The organism is Stenotrophomonas sp. IS26 (assembly GCF_054188265.1).
The window spans coordinates 348,792-373,727 of the sequence record NZ_JBSZJV010000002.1; the positions used below are offsets into that span (position 1 = coordinate 348,792).

The 24,936-nt window shown below is 67.1% G+C and carries 20 protein-coding genes; 10 read left to right on the forward strand and 10 right to left on the reverse strand.

Features of this window, described 5'->3' with window-relative positions; genetic code table 11:
• Positions 1-12 precede the first annotated feature (12 nt).
• From ACW6W5_RS03475 to ACW6W5_RS03485, 3 genes are all read left to right on the forward strand, one after another.
• Entirely contained in the window at positions 13-564 is a 552-nt protein-coding gene (locus tag ACW6W5_RS03475) for a YaeQ family protein (RefSeq protein WP_121042100.1), read from the forward strand.
• Positions 561-1,745 (forward strand): BaiN/RdsA family NAD(P)/FAD-dependent oxidoreductase, encoded by a 1,185-nt coding sequence (locus tag ACW6W5_RS03480; protein WP_121042098.1) that lies wholly within the window; start codon positions 561-563, stop codon positions 1,743-1,745. Before ACW6W5_RS03475 ends, ACW6W5_RS03480 begins: the two co-directional genes overlap by 4 nt.
• A gap of 92 nt (positions 1,746-1,837) precedes the next feature.
• Positions 1,838-3,907 carry a GGDEF/EAL domain-containing response regulator gene (locus ACW6W5_RS03485; protein ID WP_152151631.1) on the forward strand — a complete coding sequence of 690 codons (2,070 nt, stop codon included), beginning with the start codon at positions 1,838-1,840 and terminating at the stop codon, positions 3,905-3,907.
• Between the two features lie 149 nt (positions 3,908-4,056).
• On the opposite strand, the gene fabV is transcribed toward ACW6W5_RS03485, so the two are convergent.
• From fabV to queA, 6 genes are all read right to left on the reverse strand, one after another.
• On the reverse strand, positions 4,057-5,316 hold the full coding sequence (gene fabV / locus ACW6W5_RS03490) for an enoyl-ACP reductase FabV (RefSeq protein ID WP_152151629.1): 1,260 nt from the start codon (positions 5,314-5,316) through the stop codon (positions 4,057-4,059).
• 775 nt (positions 5,317-6,091) lie between these two features.
• Positions 6,092-7,066 (reverse strand): protein translocase subunit SecF, encoded by a 975-nt coding sequence (gene secF, locus ACW6W5_RS03495; protein WP_152151627.1) that lies wholly within the window; start codon positions 7,064-7,066, stop codon positions 6,092-6,094.
• 19 nt (positions 7,067-7,085) lie between these two features.
• Positions 7,086-8,939 (reverse strand): protein translocase subunit SecD, encoded by a 1,854-nt coding sequence (gene secD, locus ACW6W5_RS03500; RefSeq protein WP_152151625.1) that lies wholly within the window; start codon positions 8,937-8,939, stop codon positions 7,086-7,088.
• A 58-nt stretch (positions 8,940-8,997) separates the two neighbouring features.
• Positions 8,998-9,342: a preprotein translocase subunit YajC gene (yajC, locus tag ACW6W5_RS03505; RefSeq protein ID WP_121042087.1), complete on the reverse strand. Its 345-nt coding sequence runs from the start codon at positions 9,340-9,342 to the stop codon at positions 8,998-9,000.
• Between the two features lie 154 nt (positions 9,343-9,496).
• Positions 9,497-10,627 carry a tRNA guanosine(34) transglycosylase Tgt gene (tgt, locus tag ACW6W5_RS03510; RefSeq protein ID WP_121042085.1) on the reverse strand — a complete coding sequence of 377 codons (1,131 nt, stop codon included), beginning with the start codon at positions 10,625-10,627 and terminating at the stop codon, positions 9,497-9,499.
• A gap of 67 nt (positions 10,628-10,694) precedes the next feature.
• Positions 10,695-11,726 carry a tRNA preQ1(34) S-adenosylmethionine ribosyltransferase-isomerase QueA gene (queA, locus tag ACW6W5_RS03515; protein WP_152151623.1) on the reverse strand — a complete coding sequence of 344 codons (1,032 nt, stop codon included), beginning with the start codon at positions 11,724-11,726 and terminating at the stop codon, positions 10,695-10,697.
• A gap of 247 nt (positions 11,727-11,973) precedes the next feature.
• Here queA and ACW6W5_RS03520 point away from each other — a divergent pair, with 247 nt between their 5' ends.
• Positions 11,974-13,470 (forward strand): aminotransferase class III-fold pyridoxal phosphate-dependent enzyme, encoded by a 1,497-nt coding sequence (locus ACW6W5_RS03520; protein ID WP_152151621.1) that lies wholly within the window; start codon positions 11,974-11,976, stop codon positions 13,468-13,470.
• Positions 13,471-13,665: 195 nt separating this feature from the next.
• Entirely contained in the window at positions 13,666-14,259 is a 594-nt protein-coding gene (locus ACW6W5_RS03525) for an LOG family protein (RefSeq protein WP_019183145.1), read from the forward strand.
• Positions 14,260-14,280: 21 nt separating this feature from the next.
• Here ACW6W5_RS03525 and ACW6W5_RS03530 read toward each other — a convergent pair whose 3' ends face one another.
• Complete coding sequence (locus ACW6W5_RS03530) at positions 14,281-17,163, reverse strand: EAL domain-containing protein (protein ID WP_152151619.1); 2,883 nt, start codon at positions 17,161-17,163, stop codon at positions 14,281-14,283.
• A 203-nt stretch (positions 17,164-17,366) separates the two neighbouring features.
• On the opposite strand from ACW6W5_RS03530, the gene ACW6W5_RS03535 reads away from it, so the two are divergent.
• The 5 genes from ACW6W5_RS03535 (at position 17,367) to ACW6W5_RS03555 (ending at position 21,572) form a co-directional block, all read left to right on the forward strand.
• Positions 17,367-17,921 (forward strand): RNA polymerase sigma factor, encoded by a 555-nt coding sequence (locus ACW6W5_RS03535; RefSeq protein WP_121042227.1) that lies wholly within the window; start codon positions 17,367-17,369, stop codon positions 17,919-17,921.
• The gene (locus tag ACW6W5_RS03540; RefSeq protein ID WP_152151617.1) at positions 17,918-18,898 is read left to right on the forward strand and encodes a hypothetical protein; all 981 of its coding nucleotides are present in this window, start codon (positions 17,918-17,920) and stop codon (positions 18,896-18,898) included. The genes ACW6W5_RS03535 and ACW6W5_RS03540 overlap by 4 nt, the downstream gene beginning before the upstream one ends.
• Before the next feature lie 44 nt (positions 18,899-18,942).
• Positions 18,943-19,551: an IMPACT family protein gene (locus tag ACW6W5_RS03545; RefSeq protein ID WP_152151615.1), complete on the forward strand. Its 609-nt coding sequence runs from the start codon at positions 18,943-18,945 to the stop codon at positions 19,549-19,551.
• Positions 19,544-21,310 (forward strand): ABC transporter transmembrane domain-containing protein, encoded by a 1,767-nt coding sequence (locus tag ACW6W5_RS03550; protein ID WP_152151613.1) that lies wholly within the window; start codon positions 19,544-19,546, stop codon positions 21,308-21,310. Before ACW6W5_RS03545 ends, ACW6W5_RS03550 begins: the two co-directional genes overlap by 8 nt.
• A 67-nt stretch (positions 21,311-21,377) precedes the next feature.
• A complete protein-coding gene (locus tag ACW6W5_RS03555) occupies positions 21,378-21,572 on the forward strand; it encodes a hypothetical protein (RefSeq protein WP_121042071.1) in 195 nt (64 codons plus the stop codon).
• Between the two features lie 147 nt (positions 21,573-21,719).
• Here ACW6W5_RS03555 and ACW6W5_RS03560 read toward each other — a convergent pair whose 3' ends face one another.
• The 3 genes from ACW6W5_RS03560 to ACW6W5_RS03570 form a co-directional block, all read right to left on the reverse strand.
• A complete protein-coding gene (locus ACW6W5_RS03560) occupies positions 21,720-22,832 on the reverse strand; it encodes a prephenate dehydrogenase (RefSeq protein WP_121042069.1) in 1,113 nt (370 codons plus the stop codon).
• Positions 22,829-23,737 (reverse strand): pyridoxal kinase, encoded by a 909-nt coding sequence (gene pdxY / locus ACW6W5_RS03565; RefSeq protein ID WP_121042067.1) that lies wholly within the window; start codon positions 23,735-23,737, stop codon positions 22,829-22,831. Before pdxY ends, ACW6W5_RS03560 begins: the two co-directional genes overlap by 4 nt.
• 188 nt (positions 23,738-23,925) lie before the next feature.
• Positions 23,926-24,936: molecular chaperone DnaJ (locus tag ACW6W5_RS03570; RefSeq protein WP_458233615.1), on the reverse strand; the 1,011-nt coding region annotated here is incomplete at its 5' end.

Below are 24,936 nucleotides of genomic sequence, written 5' to 3' on the forward strand. Positions count from 1 at the left end.
TCAGGTATCCCCATGGCCCTCACCGCCACCATCCGCAAGGCCGAACTGCAGATCAGCGACATGGATCGCGGCTATTACGCCAGCCATACGCTGACGCTGGCCCAGCACCCGTCCGAGACCGATGACCGCCTGATGGTGCGCCTGCTCACCTTCGCGCTGAACGCCGATGACCGGCTGGAGTTCGGCCGCGGCCTGAGCGTGGACGACGAGCCGGACCTGTGGCGCCGCGATTACACCGGCGACATCGAGCTGTGGATCGAACTGGGCCAGCCCGACGATTCGCGCCTGCGCAAGGCCGCCGGCCGCGCGCGTGCGGTGCAGCTGGTCACTTACGGCGGCCGCGCCGCCGACATCTGGTGGGACCGCAACGCCTCCGCGCTGAAGAAGCTGTCCACGCTGGAGGTCATGGACCTGCCGGGCGAGTTCGTCACCGAATGGGGCGCGCAGATCGAACGCACGATGCAGTGGGACGTGCAGATCCAGGACGGCGAAGTGCAGTTGACGTCCGACAAGGCGCAGCTCAGCGTCATCCCCACCTGGCGCAAGCAGAAGCCGCAGGCGTGAGTGTGATCCGCTGTGATGTGCTGGTCATCGGGGCCGGTGCTGCCGGGCTGATGTGTGCGATGACCGCAGGCAAACGCGGGCGCCTGGTGCAGGTGATCGACCATGCCAACAAGGTTGGCAAGAAGATCCTGATGTCCGGCGGCGGGCGCTGCAACTTCACCAACACCGGCACCACGGCGGCCAATTTCCTGTCGGCCAATCCGCACTTCTGCAAATCCGCGCTGGCCCGTTACACGCCATACCATTTCATCGAGATGGTGGAGCGGCACGGCATCGCGTATCACGAAAAAGAGCTAGGCCAGCTGTTCTGCGATATCTCCTCCAAGCAGATCGTGAAGATGCTGGTGGACGAATGCCTGGCCGCCGGCGTGCAGATCCGCACCGACTGCGGCGTGCAGAAGGTGGAGCGCGGCGCGGACGGCTTCCACGTGCACACCACGCAAGGGCATTTCCATGCCGCCTCGCTGGTGGTGGCCACGGGTGGCCTGTCGATCCCGAGCATGGGCGCGACCGGCGTCGGCTATGAGCTGGCCCGCCAGTTCGGTCATGAGGTCCTGCCGACCCGCGCCGGGCTGGTGCCGCTGACCCTGAGTGGCAAGCATCAGGAGCGCTTCAACGACCTCTCCGGCGTGGCCCTGCCGATCGAAGCGCGCTGCAACGGCACCGAGTTCCGCAACTCCATGCTGATCACCCACCGCGGCATCAGCGGCCCGGCGATCCTGCAGATCTCCTCGTACTGGCAGCCGGGCGACGAGCTGCGGCTGGACCTGCTGCCGGGCCAGGACGCGCTGGAGTGGCTGCGCCGGATGAAGGCCGAACGCGGTGCCGCCGAACTGCGTACGGTGCTCTCGGAGGTGTTGCCGCGCCGGCTGGCGCTGCGCCTGTGCGAGCACTGGCTGCCGGACCGGCTGGTGCGCCAGATCGACGAGCCACAGCTGCGCGAGGCGGCCGAGCTGCTGCAGAATTTCCCGCTGGTGGCCAGTGGCACCGAGGGGTACCGTACCGCCGAAGTGACGCTGGGCGGGGTCGACACCCGCAAGGTGTCCTCCAGTACGTTTGAATCGCACGTGGTTCCCGGCCTGCACTTCATTGGGGAGGTGCTGGACGTGACCGGCTGGCTGGGGGGCTACAACTTCCAGTGGGCCTGGGCCTGTGGCCATGCCGCGGGCAGCGTGGCCTGAGCCGGAACCAGCGTGCCATGATCGGCTACCGTTTGCCGCATGGACGTAGTCACACGCATCGTGTATCAAGTTTGCAGTCCGGGGAGTAGTGAATGCAGAACGCGAATGACATGACGGTCCGCCTGCTGATCGTGGACGACAGCGGCGAGAACGCCGAGACCATCGTCAGCACGCTGCGCAACAGCGGCATCGCGGTGCGCCCGACGCGCCCGCAGCACAGTGAGGAGCTGGCCCAGGCACTGGGTACCCAGCCGATCGACCTGGTGCTGGTCGCCGCAGCGCAGAGCATCCCGCTGCTGCAGGTGACCCAGCAGATCGCGGCCAGCGGCAAGGACATCCCGATGATCCTGCTGGCCGAATCGATCAACGAAACCGAGTGGGTCGAGGCCGGGGCCAATGGCATCCGCGCCATCGCCCTGCGCCACCGCCCCGAGCACCTGCTGGCGGTAGTGCGCAACGAATGGACCGATCTGCATGCGCGCCGCGGGCTGCGCCGGATCGAGGCGCAGATGCGCGAGACCGAGCGCCGCTGCGACGCGCTGATCTCGTCCTCGCGCGACCCGATCGCCTACATCCATGAAGGCATGCACATCCGGGCCAACGAGGCCTATCTGGAGATGTTCGGCTACGAAACCTTCGACGATGTGGAAGGCATCTCGCTGCTGGACATGGTCGCCCCGCAGCACGTGGACGGCTTCAAGCAGCTGCTCAAATCCATGAGCAAGGGCGATGCGCCACCGCCGCAGTACCAGGTGGATGCGCGCAACCAGGACGGCGCGGTGTTCCCGGCCACGATGGAGTTCACCCAGGCCAGCTATGAGGGCGAATCCTGCCTGCAGGTGGTGTTCCGCCGGCGCATGGAGTTCGATCCGGAGCTGGCGCGCGAGGTGGAGGACCTGCGCCAGCGCGACCAGGTCACCGGCCTGCTCAACCGCCCGACCTTCATGTTGCACGTCGAGCATGCGGTGGCCCAGGCCGGTCGCAGCGAGGGCCGGTTCGGCCTGCTGCTGATCGAACCGGACCATTACGCGCGCCTGCTGCCGGAGATCGGCCTGGACTCGGCCGACACGCTGATTGGCGCCCTCGCCCGTGTGCTGGCCCAATCGGTTGGCGACACCGCCCAGGTGGCCCGCTTCGGCGAGCACAGCTTTGCCGTGCTGACCGAAGCACCCTACGCGCAGACCGTCGCCCTGGCCGACCAGATCCGCGAGGCCTTCGCCTCGCAGGTGTTCAGCATCGGCGAGCGCTCGGCCACGGTCACGGTCAGCGTAGGCGGTGTGCAGGTCGGCGAGAAGATCGCCAGCATTGGCCAGGTGCTTGCGCGCGCCACCGAGTGCACCCAGGCGGCACTGGAGCTGGGCAACACCACCCGCGTGTTCGATCCGGCCGCGGTGGATCGCGTGGAAGAAGAGCGCATCCAGCACTGGGTGGCACGCATCCGCCAGGCCTTGGCCGGCGATGGCTTCCAGCTGCATTACCAGCCGGTGCTCAGCCTGCAGGGCGAGGCACTGGAGTTGTACGAGGCCTACCTGCGCCTGGACCACAACGGCGAGCTGCTCAGCCCGAACGCGTTCCTGGGCATCGCCGAGGACCATGGCCTGCTGGCCGACATCAACCGCTGGGTGGTCACCCACGCGATCGGCATGCTCGCGGCGCGCAAGCGCGAGGGCCATGTGACCCACCTGATGGTGAAGATCACCCCGGAGTCGTTCAACGACCCGCAGATGATCGCCACGCTCCGGCGCGAACTGGAGGCGCAAGGCGTGCCGGGCGAACAACTGTGGCTGCACGCGCCAGAGGCCAAGGTGTTCACCCACCTGCGCAATGCACAGCAGTTCCTGGCCGCGGTCGCCCCGTTGGGCTGCCGGATCGGCCTGGAGCAGTTCGGCTCAGGACTGGATTCGTTCCAGCTGCTGGCGCACTTCCAGCCGCAGTTCCTCAAGCTGGACCGCGACTTCACCTCCGACTTCGCCCGTACGCGCGAGCACAGCGAGAAGATCAGCGAGATCACCGCGCGTGCGCAGGCCGCCAACATCCGGACCATCGCCGAATTCGTCGCCGATGCCAACTCGATGAGCCTGCTCTTCAGTGCCGGGGTGGATTACGTGCAGGGTGAGTTCGTCGGCCCGGCCGGCCCGGTGATGAATTTCGATTTCAGTTGACGGGATGCGTCACGACTCACGGTCGTGACCTGCCGTTTCCCGCGCATCAGGGGCCGCACCGCCCGGGCATCAACGGACGCGCCGCGCGGCCATCCGGGCACGCACCGCACCGGTGGATGCCGACCGTTGGTCGGCATCCCTCCTTCCGATCAGGCCATCTCGACCAGGTTCGGAATCTTCACATCGGTGGCGACATCGGCGTCGTAATCCACGCCCTCCACGCCGAACCCGAACAGACGCAGGAAGTCGGCCTTGTAGCCGGCCAGATCGCTGATCTCGTACAGGTTCTCGTTGGTCACCTGCGGCCACAGCGCGACCACCTCGCCCTGCACCTCCGGTGCCATTTCCTTGTAATCCGCGCGCAGGCGGCCGGCGTCATCGATCAGCGCGACCTTGCGCCCGCCATCGGCGACCAGATCGTGACGCAGGCGCTCGGATGCGGTGCCCGCGTCCTTGCCGCCGTAGAGGATGTCGTACAGGGTATCGAGCTGCTCGATGCAGCCTTCGTGCGTGCCCTTGGCCTTCATCACCTTGAACAGCAGCGACAGGTACAGCGGCATGGTCGGGATCGCCGAGCTGGCCTGGGTGACCACCGCCTTGAGCACCGACACGCGTGCATCGCCACCGATCGGGGCCAGCTTCTGGCGCAGGCCGACGACCTTCTCGTCCAGATCCTTCTTCGCCGCACCGATGGAGCCGTTCCAGTAGATCGCCTGGGTGATCTCCTCACCGACGTAGGTGAAGGCCGTGGTGGTCGCGCCCTCGGCCAGCACACCGGCCTGGAGCAGCGCATCAATCCACATCTGCCAGTCTTCGCCGCCCATGACGGCGACGGTGCCGGCGATCTCTTCCGGCGTGGCCGGCTCGATCGTGGTCTCGGTGATCACTTCCTTGTCCGTATCCAGGCCACGCAGCGTGATCGGCGCACCGATCGGCTTGAGCGTGGAGCTGATCACTTCACCGGTCTTGGGATGCTTGCGGCGCGGCGCGGCCAAGCTGTACACCACCTGGTCGACCTGGCCGAGGTCCTGCTTGATCAGCTCGATGACCTTCGCCTTGACTTCATCGGAGAACGCATCGCCGTTGACGCTCTTGGCGTACAGGCCGGCCTGCTCGGCGTACTTGTGGAACGCGGCGGTGTTGTACCAGCCAGCGGTGCCGGGCTTGGTCTCGGTACCCGGGCGCTCGAAGAACACACCCAACGTGGCGGCATCGCTGCCGAAGGCAGCGGTGATGCGCGCAGCCAGCCCGTAGCCGGTGGAGGCACCGAGCACCAGCACCTTCTTCGGGCCGTTGGTGATCTTCGGCTTGGACTGGATGTAATCGATCTGCTGCTTGACGGCCGCATCGCAGCCGACGGGATGGGTGGTGACGCAGATGAAGCCGCGCACACGCGGTTTGATGACCATGTAAACCTCGAGGGGGACTGGCGCAGGGCGGACCGGCGCGATGAAAAGGGAGGTCGCGCGCCACCGGAGCGGCTGCGCGGAACGCAAGGGATCGTAGTGCGCAGCGCTGCGGAGTACAACCGACGGGGGTGTATGGCGCCGTGTTGTTCCCTGTAGGCCTGGGACCGGTGAGGGCAGACCGGGACGCGCCGTGAATCCGTCCCTGGAGGCTCGACACCCGCATCCCTGCGGGTGACGGTCCCGCCCTGCCCTCACCGGCCCCTGCCTGACACACGGCCGCTGCGGACGGGAGAGCCGCCACGCATGGCGTGGCTCTACACGGAACACCTGGCGTTATGACGAGTGCATTGGATGCTGAATCCTGGAGATTGGCCGACTGTCGCCGAACCAGGATCGCGCGTGTAGAGAGCCACCAACGCCAAGACCGATGCTTGCCCCACGTAGATCCACGCCAGCGCGGGTGCCGTTGCTTTGCTTTGCGTGGCTTTGCCTTGCTTCGCTCTGCCCTACCAACCGCCATCCAGCCCCCTGTCTGGAGGGTGACGGATAGCGATGTGCAGGACCGTTGGAGCGCCATGGATGGCGCTCACGAGCCCCCAGGGATGGGTTTACGGCGGGTCCAGCACAGCGCTACCCGTCACCCTCCAACAGTGAGCATCCAAGGCGCCGCTGTGGCTCTGGCTCTCGCTTCGGCTGCGGCTCTGGCTCTGGCCCTGAACAAAAAGAAAGGCCGCGCAGTGCGCGGCCTTTCAGATGTTTCAAACCACCAGAAACCTTACGGACGACGCTCCAACGCTTCCACGTCCTTGGCCTTCGGCAGCAGATCCTGCTTGGTCACCGCCAGCGCGCCCATGGTCAGCAGCGGGCAGGCAATGAAGATCGACGACAGCGTACCAATCACCGCACCGATCATCTGGCTCAGCGCCAGCCCTTCCAGCGAACCACCACCGTACAGATACAGCGCCAGCACCGACAGGAAGAACACCAGCGAGGTGATGATCGTGCGCGACAGCGTCTGATTGATCGAACGGTTCATCACTTCCAGCGGCTCCACACGCAGGCTGCGGAAGTTCTCACGCACACGGTCGAATACCACGATGGTGTCGTTGATCGAGAAGCCCATCACCGACAGCAGGCCGGCCAGCACGGTCAGATCGAACTCACGGCCACTCAGCGAGAAGTAACCCGCCACCACCAGCACGTCGAACAGCGTGGTGATGATCGCCACCATCGCGAACTTCCACTCGAAGCGGAAACCGATGTAGATCAGGAAGCCGATCAGCACGAACAGCGCCGCGTACAGGCCGTTCAGCGCCAGCTCCTTACCGACCTGCGGGCCGACGAACTCGGCACCCACGATGGCGGCCTGGTTGCCCTCCATCGAGATCGCCTTCTGCACGGCTTCGGCGGTGCGGTTGTTGGCCTCACCGGCGTTCTCGCCTTCGGCCATCTCCTGCGGCTGCAGACGGATCAGCAGGTTGCTGCCGCTGCCGAAGCTCTGCACCTGGGCACCGGCATAACCGGCGCCTTCCAGGTGCTCGCGTACGGCATCGACGTCAGCGGGCTTGTCGAAGCGGACTTCGACCACGGTGCCGCCGGTGAAATCCAGCGCGTAGTTGAAGCCCTTGAAGGCAATGCAGCCGATGGCGGCAATGAACACCAGTGCCGCCAGAGCGATAGCCACCCAGCGGGTGCGCATGAAGTCGAACTTGGTGTCGTTCGGGATCAGATGCAACGGGAAAAGTTTCATGGTTTCTATTCGCTTCCCGTCAGATGGCCAGGGTCTTGAGCTTCTTGCGGCGGCTGTAGACCAGCACGGCAAGGGCACGCGAGACGGTAATTGCAGTGAACATGGAGGCCAGGATGCCGACGATCATGGTCACGGCGAAGCCCTTCAACGGACCGGTACCGAACGCATACAACGCCACACCCGCCAGGATGCCGGTGAGGTTGGCGTCCAGGATGGTCCCGGAAGCCTTCTCGTAACCGGCCACGATGGCCGTCTTGGGCGGCATGCCGGCCCGCAGCTCTTCACGGATACGTTCGTTGATCAGCACGTTGGCGTCGACCGACAGGCCGATCGACAGCGCCAGACCGGCGAAGCCGGGCAGCGTCATCGTCGCGCCGAACAGCGACATCACCGCCACCACGATCAGCAGGTTGAACAGCATGGCCACCGAGGTGATCACGCCGAACATGCGGTAGTACACGGTGAAGAAGATCAGGGTGAACAGGAACGCGAAGCCGACCGCGGTCACGCCGCGCTCGACGTTCTCCGCACCCAGGCTCGGGCCGACGATGCGTTCTTCAACGAAGTCCATCGGCGCGGCCAGCGAACCGGATTTCAGCAGCTTGGCCAGGTTTTCCGCCTCGGTCTTCTCAAGGCCGGTGGTCTGGAAGTTCTTGCCGAACACGCCGTTGATGTTGGCGACCGAGATCACTTCTTCCTTGACGCGGAAGCTGCGCACTTCCTTGCCATCGACCACGTTCACGGTCGGGATGCGTTCGGTGTAGACCACCGCCATCGGCTTGTTGACGTTGGCGCTGGTGAAATCGAACATGCGCTGGCCGCCGACGTTGTTCAGCGTCACGCTCACAGCGGCGGCGCCATTCTGGTCGGTGGTAGCCTGGGCGGCGACCATCTGGTCACCGGTCACGATCACGCGCTTGTTGAGCAGGATCGGGCCACGGTTGTCACGCTGCTGGTAGACCTTGGCCTCCGGCGGGATACGGCCGCTGGTGATCGCGTCCTGGGCATTGCCCTCCACCACGGCGCGGTACTCCAGCGTCGCGGTGGCACCGATCATGCGCTTGGCTTCGGCGGTGTCCTGCACGCCCGGCAGCTGCACGACCACGCGGTCGGCACCCTGGCGCTGGATGATCGGCTCGGCCACGCCAAGCTGGTTGACGCGGTTGCGCAGCGTGTTGACGTTCTGCTCGATGGCGCCGTTGGCGATCGCGGTCAGTTCGGCCTCCGGCATGCTCACGGTGATGCGGTTGCCCGCCACCTCGTAGCCCAGCGTCGGCTGCGCCTTGACCATCACTTCGCGGGCACGCGCGGCGGCATCGGCACCGGCGGACGGGCTGATGCTTGCCACGATGGTGTTGTCGCCACGACGCTCGACCGACTGGTAGGCGATGCGGGCATCGCGCAGGCTGGTGCGCACGTCTTCGGCGTAGGCATCCAGACGCTTGTCCAGGGCCGCCTTCTGGTCGACCTGCAGCACGAAGTGCACGCCGCCCTGCAGATCCAGGCCCAGCACCATCGGCTTGGCGCCGAGGTCGCTCAGCCACTCCGGCACGGTGGAGGCCAGGTTCAGGGCGACCACGTAGTCCTCGCCCATCTCGTCGCGCAGGGCGTCGTTGGCGGCGGTCTGCGCCTGCAGCGTCGGCAGGCGCACGATCAGGCTGTCGCCTTCCTTGGCCACCGACAACGGCTCCACGCCGGCCTGCTTGAGGTCACCCAGCACGCGGTCGCGCAGGGCGTCGTCGATCTGCCCGCCACGATTGGCGGTGATCTGCACGGCAGGGTCCTTCTGGTAGATGTTGGGCAGTGCGTACAACGCACTGACCGCCAGCACGATCAGGATGAGGAAATACTTCCAGCGTGGAAATTCGAGCATTGCTTGGGTCCCGCGCGGTGCCCGTCCCGGCACCGCGGTTGAACGGAAAGGAGGTGGATCAGTTGGCCGACTTCAGCGTGCCGGTCGGCAGCACATTGCCCACGGCGCCCTTCTGCACGCGGATGCGCACGTTCTCGGCCACTTCGATGGTGATGAAGTTGTCGCCGATGTCGGTGACCACGCCGGCGATGCCGCCGTTGGTCAGCACTTCGTCACCGCGCTTGACCTTCTCCAGCATGGCCTTGTGTTCCTTCTGGCGCTTCATCTGCGGGCGGATCATCAGGAAGTACATGATCGCGATCAGGATGATCGGGAACAGCAGGGTGGTCAGGCCCATGCCCTGCGACTGGCCACCGGCGGCCTGGGCGTTGGCGGTGGGAATGAGGAAGGCGAGCAGGTTCATAGTGTGTCCTTGGGTTGGGAGGCGCCCTGCCCCTTGAAGGGTCAGGGAGTCGCCGCGAAACGGGGGTCAGCCTCGAAGTATGCCATGGCCCCGGGAGTTCGTCCTTGGGCCGTTTGGCAGGGTCGGCGCGCCGGATCGGCCGGCGGGGGTCACTTTACAGCGCAGGCGTGACCGCACCACGAGCCGCGTAGAAAGACTCGCGGAAGGCGGTAAAGGTTCCCGCCGCGATCGCGGCACGCATGTCGGCCATCAACGTCTCGTAGTAATAGAGGTTGTGGATGGTGCCCAGCATCGGTGCCAGCATCTCGTTGCAGCGGTCCAGATGGCGCAGGTAGGAGCGCGTGTAGCCGCTGGTGCAGGCATGGCAGCCGCAGCCCGGCTCGATGGTGTCCATGTCGCGCTCGTAGCGGGCGTTGCGGATGCGCACCGTGCCGAACGAGGTGAAATAGTGGCCATTGCGGGCATTGCGGGTCGGCATCACGCAATCGAACATGTCCACGCCGCGGGCGACGCCTTCGACCAGGTCCTCCGGGCGGCCGACGCCCATCAGGTAGCGCGGCCGGTCGGCCGGCAGGATCGGGTGCATATGGTCGAGCATGGCGTTGCGTTCGTGCTCGGGCTCGCCCACGGCCAGGCCGCCGATGGCGTAGCCATCGAAGCCGATCTGCTGCAGGCCCTCGGCCGAGCGGCTGCGCAGGTCGTGATGGACGCCGCCCTGGACGATGCCGAACAGCGCCGCGTCATTGCCCAGTTCATCGTGCGCGTTGCGGCTGCGCTGCGCCCAGCGCAGGCTCAGTTCCATCGAGGTGCGCGCGACCGGCTCGGTGGCCGGGTACGGGGTGCACTCGTCGAAGATCATCACCACGTCCGAATCCAGCACCTTCTGGATGCGCATGCTCTCTTCAGGGCCCAGGAACACGCGGGCGCCGTCGGTCGGCGAGGAAAAGGTCACGCCCTGCTCGGTGATCTTGCGGCGGTGGGCCAGCGAGAACACCTGGAAGCCGCCGGAGTCGGTCAGGATCGGGCCGTTCCAGCGCGCGAAGCCATGCAGGCCGCCGTGGTCGGCGATCACGTCCAGGCCCGGGCGCAGGTAGAGATGGAAGGTGTTGCCCAGGATGATTTCCGCACCCAGCGCGCGGATCTGCTCCGGCAGGATGCCCTTCACCGAGCCATAGGTGCCCACCGGCATGAAGGCCGGGGTTTCCACGGTCCCGCGCGGGAAGGTCAGGCGGCCGCGGCGGGCGCGACCGTCGGTGGTCTGGAGCTGGAACTGGAGTCGGGACATGGAGCGGTCATTCGGGCAGATAGTCTGCCATTGTCGCCGAAAACGGCCGCGCCTGCCCCGCTCTCTCTCACTCCCCCTGCGGGAACAGCAGCATCGCATCGCCATAGCTGAAGAAGCGGTACTTCTCCGCGATCGCGGCCTGGTAGGCCTCGAACACCCGGGCCTGGCCGGCAAACGCCGAGATCATCATCAGCAGCGTGCTTTCCGGCAGATGGAAGTTGGTCACCATCGCGTCCACGCTGCGGATCCGGTAGCCCGGGGTGATGAAGATCTGGGTTTCCCCGGCGTAGGGCAGCAGTTCGCCGTCGCGCATGGCGCTTTCCAGCGCACGCACCACGGTGGTCCCGACGCCGATCACCCGGCCGCCCGCAGCCCGGGTGCGGCGCACCTGCTGGACCAGCTCGGCGCCGACGTTCAGCCACTCACGGTGCATCACGTGCTCTTTCAGATCGTCCACGCGGACCGGCTGGAAGGTGCCCGCGCCCACGTGCAGGGTCACGTGGCCGAACGCCACACCCTTGTCCTTCAACGTGGCCAGCAGGGCTTCATCGAAGTGCAGGCCGGCGGTCGGGGCGGCCACCGCGCCGATCTCGCGGGCGAACACGGTCTGGTAGCGCTCGCGGTCGTCCACGCCCGGCTCGCGCTGGATGTAGGGCGGCAGCGGCAGCCGACCCGCGTGCAGCAGCCACTGCTCCAGCGCCTCGGGCACATGGAACTGCAGCACGTAGAACTCGCCGTCGCGGCCCAGCACCTCGGCCTCGCCACCGGCATCCAGGGCGATCCGGCTGCCCGGCTTGGGCGACTTGCTGGCGCCAACCTGCGCGCGGGCCTGCTGGCCACCGAGCAGGCGCTCGATCAGGATCTCGACACGGCCGCCGCTGGCCTTCTGGCCGAACAGACGCGCCGGGATCACCCGGGTGTCGTTGAAGACCAGCAGGTCGCCGGGCTGCAGCAGGTCGGGCAGATCGCGCACCTGGCGGTGATCAAACGCGGCCGGGGCCGGCGGCACCACCATCAGGCGGCTGGCCGAGCGCTCGGCGAGCGGAGCCTGGGCAATCAGTTCAGGCGGCAGGTCGTAGTTGAAATCGGACTTCTTCAAGGGAGCGCACGGCAACGTGTAAGCAATGTCGGCCATTGTACGACTGGCCCTCGGTGGCAACGAAGGATTCGCCAAACGTCGCGCAAAATGCTGCTTTGCAACAGTTTTTGACGGGGTTATCGCGCGAAAAACCGCGTGCTAGCATCGAGCCGGAAGTCTGATGCACGAGCAGGAATGCCCGAAGCGCGCGCGAATAGACGCGCGTTTTGCTTTTCCGCCGTGCCGCCATCGTTTCAGGAGATCTGCAATGAGCTTCATCGAACGTCTCGCCCCGCTCCGCGCCCAGCCCGGCACCCGCCTCACCACCGGCCTGGATGACGCCACCCTCGAACGCCTGGCCGCCGGCCACCCTGCCCTGGTCGCCGCCATCGACGCCGCCGCCGCTGAATTCGAGCGCGTGCGCGCCGATCTTGGCGGCCTGCTGGCACTGGACGAGCGCGCCCAGATCGATGCGATGCAGGAGGGCTTCGTCAATTTCTATGCCGATGATGCGGTCACCCCGTACGTTGCCCTCGCCGCCCGTGGCGCATGGGTGGTCACCCTGAAGGGCGCGGTGCTGTATGACGCCGGCGGCTACGGCATGCTCGGCTTCGGCCATACCCCCGAGGCGGTGATGGAGGCCATGGCGGCCCCGCAGGTCATGGCCAATGTGATGACGCCCAGCCTGTCCCAGCAGCGCTTCATCCAGGCCCTGCGCAAGGAGATCGGCCACCGCCGCGGCGGCTGCCCGTACAGCCACTTCATGTGCCTGAATTCGGGCTCCGAAGCGGTCGGGCTGGCTGCCCGCATCGCCGACGTCAACGCCAAGCTGCAGACCGATCCGGGCGCCCGCCACGCCGGTGCGAAAATCAAGCGCGTGGTGGTCAAGGGCAGTTTCCACGGCCGCACCGACCGCCCGGGCCTGTATTCCGATTCCAGTCGCAAGACCTACATGCAGCACCTGGCCAGCTACCGCGGCGAGGACACGGTCATCGCGATCGCGCCCTATGACGAAGTGGCGCTCAAGCGCGTGTTCGCCGAGGCCGAACAGAACCACTGGTTCATCGAAGCGGTGTTCCTGGAGCCGGTGATGGGCGAAGGCGACCCCGGCCGCTCGGTGCCGCCCGCGTTCTATGCGCTGGCCCGCGAACTGACCCGCCAGCACGGCAGCCTGCTGCTGCTGGACTCGATCCAGGCCGGCCTGCGCGCGCACGGCGTGCTGTCGATCGTGGATTACCCGGGCTTTGAAGGCCTGGACGTGCCGGACATGGAAACCTACTCCAAGGCGCTCAATGCGGCGCAGTTCCCGCTCTCCGTGCTGGCCGTGACCGAGCACGCCGCGCAGCTGTATCGCAAGGGCATCTACGGCAACACCATGACCTCCAACCCGCGGGCGCTGGACGTGGCCTGCGCCACACTGTCGCTGCTGACCCCGCAGGTGCGCGAGAACATCCGCGTGCGCGGTGAGGAAGCCGTGCGCAAGCTGGAACAGCTCAAGACCGAGCTGGGCGGGCTGATCACCAAGGTCCAGGGCACCGGCCTGCTGTTCTCCTGCGAGCTGGCCCCGCAGTTCAAGTGCTACGGCACCGGCTCCACCGAAGAGTGGTTGCGCAACCATGGCATCAATGTGATCCATGGCGGTGAGAACTCGCTGCGCTTCACCCCGCACTTCGGCATGGACGGCGAGGAGCTGGACCTGCTGGTCGGCCTGGTCGGCCGCGCGTTGAAGGAAGGTCCGCGCCGGGAGCAGTCGCAGGCGGCCTGAGGCCGGCGGTACGAACAACGGCAGCCGACCAACGGTCGGCTCTACCCCGATGGCCGATTGGCCCCCGCGCCCGAAACGCGCGATAATCCGCCACCGCACCTGCGGAACGACACCCCGTCACGAGACCAGCGCACCGGTCATCGGCGGGGCTTTTTCGTTTCCGGTCGCTACAGATTCGGACAACAGGAAGATCCAATGAAGTCGATTTGCGTTTACTGTGGTTCCAACCCCGGCAGCAAGCCGGTCTACACCGAGCGCGCCATCGCGTTGGGTGACCGCATCGCCCGCGACGGCCTGCGCCTGGTCTACGGCGGCGGCAACGTCGGCCTGATGGGCACCGTGGCCAACGCCGTGCTCGCCGGCGGCGGTGAAGTCACCGGCGTGATCCCGCAGCAGCTGGCCGATTGGGAAGTGGCCCACCGCGGCCTGACCGAGCTGGAAATCGTCGGTTCGATGCACGAGCGCAAGTCGCGCATGTTCGACCTCTCCGATGCGTTCGTCGCCCTGCCCGGCGGTTTCGGCACCATGGAAGAAATCTTCGAGATGCTGACCTGGCGCCAGCTGGGCATCGGCAACAAGCCCTGCGCGTTCCTGGATGTGGACGGCTTCTATGCCCCGCTGATCGGCATGATCGATCGCATGGTCGAAGAGCGCTTCCTGCACCCGGCCCAGCGCGCGGACCTGTGGTATGGCTCGGACATCGATGAAATGCTGGCCTGGATGCGTGCCTACGAGCCGGCGCAGGCCTCCAAGTGGATCGACGAAAAGCGGGCCAACGCGCTGCGTTGATCCCTGCGGCGCCGCGACGGTTCAGGCCGTCGCGGTGGTTGCCATCGGGGCCGGCCTGCCGAGCAGATAGCCCTGGCCGTAATCGCAGCCGAGCTGCAGCAACGTGTCGTGCTGGGCCTGGGTTTCGATGCCCTCACCCACCGTTTCGATGCCCAGCGTGCGCGCCAGTGACAGCACGCCCTGCACCAGCGCATGCGTGCTCTGCATGTCCTGCCCGTGCAGGCCGGCGATGAAGGACTGGTCGATCTTCAGCGTCGAGATCGGGAACCGGTGCAGGTAGGACAGCGCCGAAAAGCCGGTGCCGAAATCATCCAGCTGCACCAGCACCCCACGCTCACGCAGGGTCTGCAGGATGCGCAGTGTCCGCGGGCCGTCATCGAGCAGCGCCACCTCGGTGATCTCCAGCCGCAACCGGTGCGGATCGGCACCGGCCGCTTCGATGAGGCCGAACAGGCGCGTGCTGAAATCGGCCGAGCGGAAGTGGCGCGGCGATACGTTCACCGAGAGATAGCCACGGCCACCGCGCGCGAGCTGGGTGATCACCTGTTCGTACAGCAGCCAGTCCACCTGTTCGATCAGGCCGCTCTCTTCGCCCAGATCCAGGAACGCACTCGGCAGCAGCAGCCCGCGGCGCTCATGCTGCCAGCGCAGCAGCGCCTCGTGGCCGACCAGTTCGCCGTCGCTGAGCCGCACGATCGGCTGATAGAACGGCATGAAATCCCGGTTGATGATGGCCCGGCGCAGGTCCGCCTCCAGATCCAGGCTGCGCAGGGCCTGCTCGCGCATCGCCTCATCGAATACGGCGCAGCGATCATTGCCCTGCGCCTTGGCGCGGTACATCGCCGCATCCGCATCGCGCACCAGTTCCTCGCCGTTGCGGTAGCGCGGGTTCCACATGGCGATACCCAGGCTGCCCGAGGGGAACAGCTCGCGCCCCTTCACCCACATCGACTCTTCCAGCGCCACCAGCATCCGCTGGGAAAACTCCAGCGCCGAGGCCAGGCCATCACCGCACTGGAGCAGGATCGCGAACTCATCGCCGCCCAGCCGCGCGACCACGTCCTGCGCGGAGATCATCGAGACGATGCGCTTGGCCACCTCCACCAGCATCTGGTCACCGGCAGCATGGCCGATGCTGTCGTTGACCAGCTTGAAGCGATCCAGGTCCAGAAACAGCACGGCAAAGCCCTGGCTCTCGTTGGTGCGCGCACGCACGATCGCGTCTTCCAGCCGATCCAGCAGATGCAGGCGGTTGGGCAGCCCGGTCAGCGCGTCGTGCATGGCCTGGTGGGTGAGGCGCTGTTCGGCACGCAGGCGCTCGCCGATCTGGCCCAGCAGTCTGTCGTTGACGTCGGCCAGCTCGCGGGTGCGCTCGTCCACACGCTGTTCCAGATCGGCATGCGCATTGCGCAGCCGCTCCTGGTCGCGCTGGCGGGACAGCCCGTTGCCGATGTTCTGTGCCACGAAGGTGAGCAGCCGCTGGTCGTGCACGGTGAACACCACCTCCGGCGAATAACTCTGCACCACGATCACGCCGACCACATCGTCATCGCTCAACAACGGCACACCCAGCCAGCAGTTCGAGCGCGCGCCGAACTCGCGCACCACGCCACTGTCGCGCAGCGCATCGATGCGCTCGCGCGTGGCCAGCAGCGGTTGCCGGTTGCGCACGATGAACTCGGTCAGGCCTTCACTGAAGGGGCGCGGTGCGCGCGACGGGTTGTACTCGTCCACCGAGTACACGAACTCCAGTCCGTCGCCTTTTTCGTTGACCAGGGCGATATAGAAGTTACGTGCATCCAGCAGCGTCCCGACGACGCCGTGCACCTGGCCGTAGTACTGCGACAGCGATTCAGCGCTCATCGCCAGCTCGGCGATGTTGAACAGCGCCAGCTGCAGTTTTTCGGCACGACGGCGCTCGACGACTTCTTCCTGCAGGTTGCGGTTGGCGCGCTGCAGTTCGACCGTGCGGCGCTCGACCTGGCGTTCCAGCTGCACCTGCGCCTGGCGCCGGTCCATCGCGGTCAGGATGTGCTGGGCGACATAACCCAGCAGGGTGCGGTCGGCCTCGCCATAACGCGCCCGGTGCTCGTAGCTCTGCACCACGATGGCACCACAGACCCGCCCATCGCGCAGCATCGGCACGCCCAGCCAATCCAGGCTTTCCGGCCCACGCTCGGGGTCGTGCTCGTCATCTAGGACGGCCAGCAGCTCCCGCGAGGGCCCGCTCAATGGCTCGCCATGCCGCAGCAGCGCGAAGGTGAGGCTGCGCGGCATTTCGTGTTCTTCGTAGCTGCGATCCGGGTCAGCAACGAAATCATCTTTCTGGTCGGCGAAATACAGGAAGCGGACCCGGTGGCGGATGTCGTCGTATTCGACGATGAAACAGTTCTGCGCGTACATCAGCGAATTGAGCACGCGATGGAAGTGGCGCAGCATCTCGGCCATTTCCAGATCCGCACCGGCCAGATCGGCGATTTCATAGAGCGCCTGCTGCAGGCGTTTGGACTCCTCCAGGGAGGCGATCTCGCGGCGCTGCCTCGCCAGCAGCAGGGTGCTCTGGAACAGGGAGCGCGCCAACGCCCACCACGTGTCCGGCGGTGTCGTCCCGGCAGCCAGGGTCACCTCCAGCGTCAGGTCGGCGCCGCTGTGGCTCCAGCGCTGCTGAAGCGCCATGCCGGCCGAGGCCGCCTGACGCCGCGCGGGAAAAGCGTCCGCCGGCGGGGTGCGGCCCTGAGGGTGGTCCAGAGCGCCCTCGCCCAGCACCGGATCCGACCAGGCCAGCGTGATCGCCGCCCCGGCCGGCAACAGGGCGCACAACGCCGTGGCGACCGCGGCAGGGATCACCGCATCACCGTCCCGTTGCACTGAAGAGGTCACCATCTGGCTGGACACGTCGCTCATCTCTCGGGCGCCGGCTGCCCGGCACCTCCCCTGTCCTGCGAGCATAACGCGCAGACCGGGGGGCAATGGAAGCGCTTCAACCCCATCCGGCGCTGCTGGACGTTGTTACTGCCGTGCCCCAGGTCATCGCCATGCCATCCCGCTCCGCCGCCGCGCGCGCCGTCGACTATGCGAACACCCCCGCAGCGCTTACTCTGTGCGGCGTGGACGCCCTTGCCTTGCCGACCGATGAAGCGCTGATGCTGGCCTGGGCCGGCGGCGACCTGCGTGCGTTCGAGGCGCTGTATGGCCGTCATCGCAGCCGTCTGTACAGCTTCCTGCTGCGCCAGCTGCGCGATGGCGCGCTGGCCGATGAGATGTTCCAGGATGTCTGGCAGCGCGTGATCGCCGCGCGCGCCGGCTGGCAGCCGGACGCCGCCTTCACCACCTGGCTGTTCCGGATCGCCCACAACCGCCTCAACGACCACTGGCGTGCGGCCAGGCACCGGCCTGCGGCCCCGATCGACGCCGATGAGCGGGTCGCGGCGATCGCCGATGCGCGCACCCCGGAAACGCAGCTTTCAGAGTTCGAACAACGCCGCCAGCTGCAGCTGGCAATGGAGCAGCTGCCGCCGGAGCAGCGCGAGGTCCTGCAACTGCGTCTGGAACAGGAATTGAGCCTGGAAGAGATCGCCGAGATTACCGGTGTCGGCCGTGAGACGGTCAAATCGCGACTGCGTTATGCCATGGACAAACTACGCGCGGGGTTGAGCGGATGAACCGCCCGGATTCGCTGACCCCGGAAGAACGCGAACTGGCCCGGCTGCTGGGTCGGCCGAGCGCGACCGGTCCCGCACCGGCGATCGACGAGGCCATACTCGCGGCCGCGCGTACCGCCGTGGAAGCACCGGCTGCGGACGCGGCTACCTGGAAGCTGCCGCCGGCTGCGCCGGTGCGGGCAACGCGCCCGCGTTCGCGCCTGCCGGCGGTGTTCGGCCTCGCCGCCTCAGTGATCTTCGCGGTCGGCATCGCCTGGCAGCTCAAGCCTGAAGAACCGCCCGCGCCGCCGCTGGCCGAACCGGTTGCCGCACCCGTACCGGGCGCCGCCGCATCGAGCACCGCAAGGACGGAGGCTGCGCCGGCACTGGACCCCGCACCGCCACCGGCCCCGGTCGCTGCACCGCCCGTGATCCAGCAAGCGCGCATGGCGAAAGACACAGCGGCCGCCACCGCGCCAACCGCGGCGCCTGCGCCCGAGCATGCGCGGACGGCCGCCCCGCCCCGCCCGGAAGTGATCACGGCACCCGCGCCGCCTGTTTCCGCACCAGCGCCGGCCCCGGCCCCGGCGCCAATGATGCCGGCACCGGCACCGGAGGCGGCATCGGCGTATGCCATGGACACAAGCGAACCGGCGCTGGACAGCGTCGTGGTGACCGGCTCCACGATGGACCGCGAAGCACCGCGTGCGGCGCTGAAAAGGGCAGCGCCAGCCAAACCCGCGCCCAGCGCTCCCGGCGTGATGCGCCGCGCCGCCGGGCCGATGGCGGCGCCCGCCTCGGCAGACGAGGCGGTACGTGCCCTTCACCAGGCCGTCGCTGCCGATGCCGGACTGCCGCGCAAGCAATGGCTCAAGCGCATCCGCGAGCGACGCGATGCCGGCGATGTGGATACCGCACGTGCCAGCCTGGAGCGTTATCTGCAGCAGTACCCGGAAGTGCGCATCCCGCGCGATCTCCGCCAGCTGCTCGAGAACTGACGCGGCGCGTACGGTGATCAGGCATCCCCACTAGAATGATGGGAATGCCCGATACGCTCGCCACCCCCGTCAGCCACAGCCTGGAGATCAAGCACAGCCGCTTCATCGCCCATGCCGCGCCGATCCAGAATGCGGCGGCCGCGCTGGAGTTCCTGCAGCAGGTCGCCGTCGCCGATGCCACCCACAACTGCTGGGCCTACCGCTACGGCAACGACTACCGCTCCAGCGACGATGGCGAGCCGTCCGGCACCGCCGGCCGCCCGATCCTGGCCGCCATCGATGGCCAGGGCTTCGATCAGGTGATGGTGGTGGTGACACGCTGGTACGGGGGCATCAAGCTCGGTGCCGGCGGCCTGGTCCGCGCGTATGGCGGTACCGCCGCCGAGTGCCTGCGGCTGGCACCACGGCTGCCCCTGATCGCCATGGCCGAGCTTGACGTGCAGGCCGGCTTCGAGGATCTGGGCCCGCTGCATGCCGCCCTGGGCGCCCATCTGGCCGAGAAAGTGGACGAAGCGTTCACCGCCGACGGCGTGAACCTGCACCTGCGCTTGCCGGCCGATCAGGTCGAACCGTTGAAAAACCGCCTCCGCGACGCCACTCGTGATCGTGTCCGTATTGAATCCCGCATCGAACCAGGCCCATCGAATGACTGACGCACCCGTTCCGAACGACACGCCGATGCGCCGATTGGGCAGCTTGAACACCTTGTGGCCGTTCGTCCGCCGGCACGTCGGGCTGTTCAGTGCCTGGCTGGTGGCCTTGGCGGTGTCCTCGGTGGCCACCCTGAGCCTGCCGGTCGCGGTGCGCCAGATGATCGACCACGGCTTCACCAGTGGCGGCCAGATCAACAAGGCCTTCGCCCTGCTGTTCCTGGTCGCGGTGGTGCTGGCGCTGGCCACCGCCGCGCGCTTCTTCTTCGTCTCGCTGCTGGGCGAAAAGGTGGTCGCCGATCTGCGCAGCCGCCTCTACGCCCATCTGATCACGCTGGGTGCCGGCTTCCACGACCGCAGCCGCAGCGGCGAGCTGGTCTCGCGGCTGACCGCCGACAGCGAACTGCTGCGCAGCGTGATCGGCTCGACCATGTCGGTGGCCCTGCGCAGCAGCGTGACCGTGGTCGGCAGCCTGGTGATGCTGTTCGTGACCAGCCCGCATCTGGCGGCGTGGTCGCTGGTCGGCATTCCGCTGGCGGTATTGCCGATCATCATCGGCGCCCGCCGCCTGCGCAATATCGCGCGCGCCAGCCAGGACCGCATCGCCGATGCCAACAGCCTGGCCTCGGAAACCCTGGGGGCGGTACGCACCGTACAGGCGCACGCGCGTGAGCCGTATGAGCGCGGCCGTTTCAATGACGCGCTGGGCGATGCGATCAGTGCCGCCCGCCGCCGCATCCGCGCCCAGTCGATCGTCACCGCCAGCGCCATCGTGCTGGTGTTCGGTGCCATCGTCGGCGTGCTGTGGCTGGGCGCGCACGAGGTGATCGACGGCAACATGAGCGCCGGTACGCTGGGCCAGTTCGTGCTGTATGCGCTGATCGGCGGCGGTTCGGTCGGTGCGCTGGCCGAGGTCTGGAACGAGCTGCAGCGTGCCTCGGGCGGCATGGGCCGCATTGCCGAGCTGCTGCAGGAAGACGTGGAGATCACCGCCCCGGCCCATCCCACCCCGTTGCCGCAGCCACTGCGCGGCGAGATCCGTTTCGAGGATGTGGTGTTCCACTACCCGCAGCGCCCGGATACCGCTGCGCTGGACCATGTGGATCTGCACGTGCGCCCGGGTGAAACGGTCGCGCTGGTCGGCCCGTCCGGCGCCGGCAAGAGCACCATCCTGTCGATGCTGCTGCGCTTCCACGATCCCGCGGCCGGTCGCATCCTGGTCGATGGCGTGGACCTGCGCGAGGTCGATCCGGCGCAGCTGCGCGAACAGCTGGCGCTGGTGCCGCAGCAGCCGACCCTGTTTGCCAGCAGTGCGTTCGAGAACATCCGCTACGGGCGCCTGGAGGCGACCGATGAGGAGGTGCAGCGCGCGGCCGAAGCCGCCGAGGCCGATGAATTCCTGCAGGCCCTGCCCGAAGGCTATGCCAGCGAGCTGGGCGAGCGCGGTGCGCGCCTGTCCGGCGGCCAGCAGCAGCGCATCGCGATCGCGCGCGCCCTGCTCAAGGACGCCCCGATCCTGCTGCTCGATGAAGCCACCAGCGCGCTGGATGCGCAAAGCGAACGCGCGGTGCAGCAGGCGCTGGAACGGTTGATGGCCGGCCGCACCACGCTGGTGATCGCGCACCGCCTGGCCACCGTGCTCAAGGCTGACCGCATCGTGGTCATGGACCACGGCCGCATCGTCGCCCAGGGCACGCATGCCGAGCTGCTGGCCGAGGGCGGTCTCTACGCCGAACTGGCGCGCCTGCAATTCATCGATTGATGACGGGCCGGTAACACCGGCCATCGCATCCTGCAGCCCTCACTGGATGCGCTGCAGGAGGTGTTTCATGTCGTTCCGACAGTTCCCCGCCACGGATGCCAACGGCGACGATTACGTCATCATCGAGTTCAAGGATGAGCAGGCCGATGCCGCTGCAGGCAGCGGCCAGAGTGCGCGTTACGAGCTGGCCGATGGCCGCCATCTGATCCGCGACGGCCGCGAGTTCCGCACGGCCGGCGGCGAGCTCACGCTCGTCACCTGAGGCGTTGAAAAAAAGTTACGCGGATGTTGGTCAATTTTTGACCAAGTATCTTGACAGCCTTTTGTCGCAAGGCGCGCCCACACTTATCCACACGTTTGTGCGCAGATCATCCACACCCCCTGTGGATGAATGCTGCAGCGCACCGTGTCAACGCACCAGCACGCGGCCGATACCGGAGGCATCGATCTCGATGGCCGCCGCCTGCAGTGCGAGGGCATCGCTGCCTGCCACGAAGCCCACCCGGAAGTGCACCTCACCGGCCGGCGTACGCGATGAATGGATCGAAGCCAGGCTGACCCGGTGCCGCTCGAACACGTGCAGCAACTCGCGCAACGAGCCGGGCCGGTCTTCGGGCAGGTGCACACTGATCGCGTTGCGTTCGGTGAGATCGGCCAGCAGGTAGCCGACCCGCTCAAAGGTGTAATTGCCATCGGCCAGCACCTCCGCGCCCAGGCTGTCGCGGTTGTCCAGCAGCAACTGCTGGCGGAACGCCGCGCGTGCCGCGTCATCGCCCTTCTCCAGCTGCGATCGCAGCTGCTGCAACTGGGCCAGCAACCGGTCCAGCATCGGCGCCACATGCGGGTTGCCGAACTGGATGTCTTCGTAGATCGCCGGATTGAGCGAAAGGATGCGCGCGATGATCGCGGTATCCAGCTCGAACGAGGCCGAGCGATACGGCATCAACGCCGGCAAGGCACCCAGGAGCGGCGCGTACTCACGCAGCACACCGGCCTGGGCCAGATGCGTGGCATGCACCATCGCCTGCACCAGCGCCATGACCTGGTCGTGGTGCTCGGGCGTGGCACGCACGCACTCCGCTTCCAGTGCCTCGCACAGCTGCTGCACGAACGGCTGCCACCGCGACAGGCGCGCCTCGCAGACCACCATCACCCTGCCCTTCAGCGTCGGCGCCTTGGGCGGGGCCGTCATCGGATGCAGGCCCACCACCTCGGCCTGCGAGGCGAGCATCGCCTCCACCGGGGCCGATTTCACCGAGGTGACATCCAGCCACAGGCGACCGGCTTCACGACCGGCCGAGCGGGCCACGTAGTCGGCGATCAGCGCGGGCGTGTGCCGGATCGGTGCCGAGAAGATCAATACCTCGGCGCGATCAAGCAGCGTTTCCGGATTGTCCGACGATGCGTCGGCCGGGTCATGGCCGATCACGTCCAGCCCGAGGCGCTGCTCCAGGAACCGGCGCAGCCAGCGCCCGTAGGCACCGTCGCTGCCGACGATGCCCACCACCGGCGTCAGACTCACGCCAGGCGCTCGGGAACGAAGCGATCCGGCAGTGCCAGCGCCGCCGGCGCCGCGGCCAGAACATCGAACTCTTCGTGGCCGTTGGCCAGCGTGGTCTCCAGCGCGACATGCACGCCGGCGATGGCGCGCGAGATCGCCTGTTCGAAGGTTTCTCCCCGCAGCAGGAACGCCACCAACAGCGACATCAGCACGTCGCCGGTACCCGCCACGTCCACCGGTAGATGCGGGGAGGACCAGCGCCAGATCGCGTCGCGGCTCACCGCGAGCGTGACCAGCTGGCCCGGATCGCCGCCGACGCTGTGCGCCAGCACCCACTCCGGGCCACGCGCCAGCAGCGCCTGCGAGGCGGCGATCGCATCGTCCTGGGCCAGGCTCGGCATGCCGGTCAGGCGGCCCAGTTCAAAGGCATTGGGCGTCACCAGCCAGGCATGCGGCAGCAGACGCTCGGCGAAGACGTTTTCCAGGCCCGGCTCGACGTAGGGGCCGGTGTGGGTGTCGCCAATGACCGGGTCCAGGCAGTAGCGCAGCTGCGGCGAGGACGGCAGCACTGCATCGAGCCAGTCGGCGAAGGCCGCACCATTGCCGACGCTGCCGAAGTAGCCGGAGACCAGCATCTTCGCCCGCTGCGGCAGGCCGCGCTCACCGGCGCCGAGCAGCAGGTCGGCGAACCAGTCCGAGGGCAGCACGCGGCCGCGCGTGGTTTCATAGAACGGCGCGTTGCTGAGCAGCGTGGTCGGGATTTCGGCCACGCGCACGCCCAGCGCGCGCAGCGGTGGCACAGCCGCGCTGTTGCCGGCATAGCCGTACACCAGCTGGGACTGGACCGAGATGACGTCGACCGGCGACGGACCGTCCGGGCGCTGGCGGCGGCCGTGGACCAGGTGGCTTTCGAGGGATTCGTTCATGCCGACATTTTACGCCTGCGAGTCTCTCCAGGCGCGGCGGAAGGTGGGTCGAGCGGGGGACCGTGTCGAGAGCACCGGCGGACCGGAGAGGCCCGCTTTTCCGCGCGCGGACCACACACCGCCGTCCGCGCACAAAAAAGCCCCCTGTTTCCAGGGGGCCTTCGGTAGTTCACAGGAACCCGTGACGCTTACGACGTCATCCGGTCCCAGAAGCCCTTCACGCCATCGATGAAGGTCGCCGACTTCGGCGAATGCTTGCGCGCTTCCTCACCGGTGAAGGTGGTTTCGAACTGTTCCAGCAGCTTGCGCTGCTCCGGGGTGAGGTTGACCGGGGTCTCCACCACCACGCGGCAGTACAGGTCGCCTTCGCTGCGGCTGCGCACCGAACGCACGCCCTTGCCACGCATGCGGAACAGTTTGCCAGTCTGGGTCTCGGCCGGGATGCGGATCTCGGCATAACCCCCCAGCGTGGCCACACGGACGGTATCGCCCAATGCCGCCTGCGAGATGCGGATCGGCACTTCGCAGTGCAGGTCGTCGCCGTCGCGCTGGAAGATGGCGTGCTCGCGCACCCGCACTTCCACGTACAGATCGCCTGCCGGGGTGCCGGCCGGACCGGCCTCGCCTTCACCGGACAGGCGGATGCGGTCGCCGGTGTCGACGCCCGCGGGCACCTTGACCGACAACACCTTGTCTTCCTCGACACGGCCATTGCCGTGACAGGTCTTGCAGGGGTTCTGGATGATCTGGCCACGGCCGTTGCAGTGGTGGCAGGCCTGCTGCATCGCGAAGATGCCGCGCTGGATGCGCACCTGGCCCTGGCCACGGCAGACCGAGCAGGTCTCGACCTTGCCATCTTCCGAGCCGCTGGCGTTGCAGTCATCACACTCGACCAGACTCGGAATCTCGATGCGGCGTTCCACGCCCATCACCGCTTCTTCCAGGTCCAGCTCCATCACGTAACCGATGTCGGCACCGCGACGGGCCTGGCGCGGACCACCACCGCCGGCGCCACCGCCGAAGATGTTGCCGAAGATGTCCCCGAAGATATCGCCCATGTCCGGGCCACCCGGACCACTGCCACCGCCGCCCATGCCGTGCTCGAACGCGGCGTGGCCGTGGGCATCGTACATCCGGCGCTTGTTGCCATCGGACAGGGTTTCGTAGGCTTCCTTGCATTCCTTGAAGGCAGCCTCGGC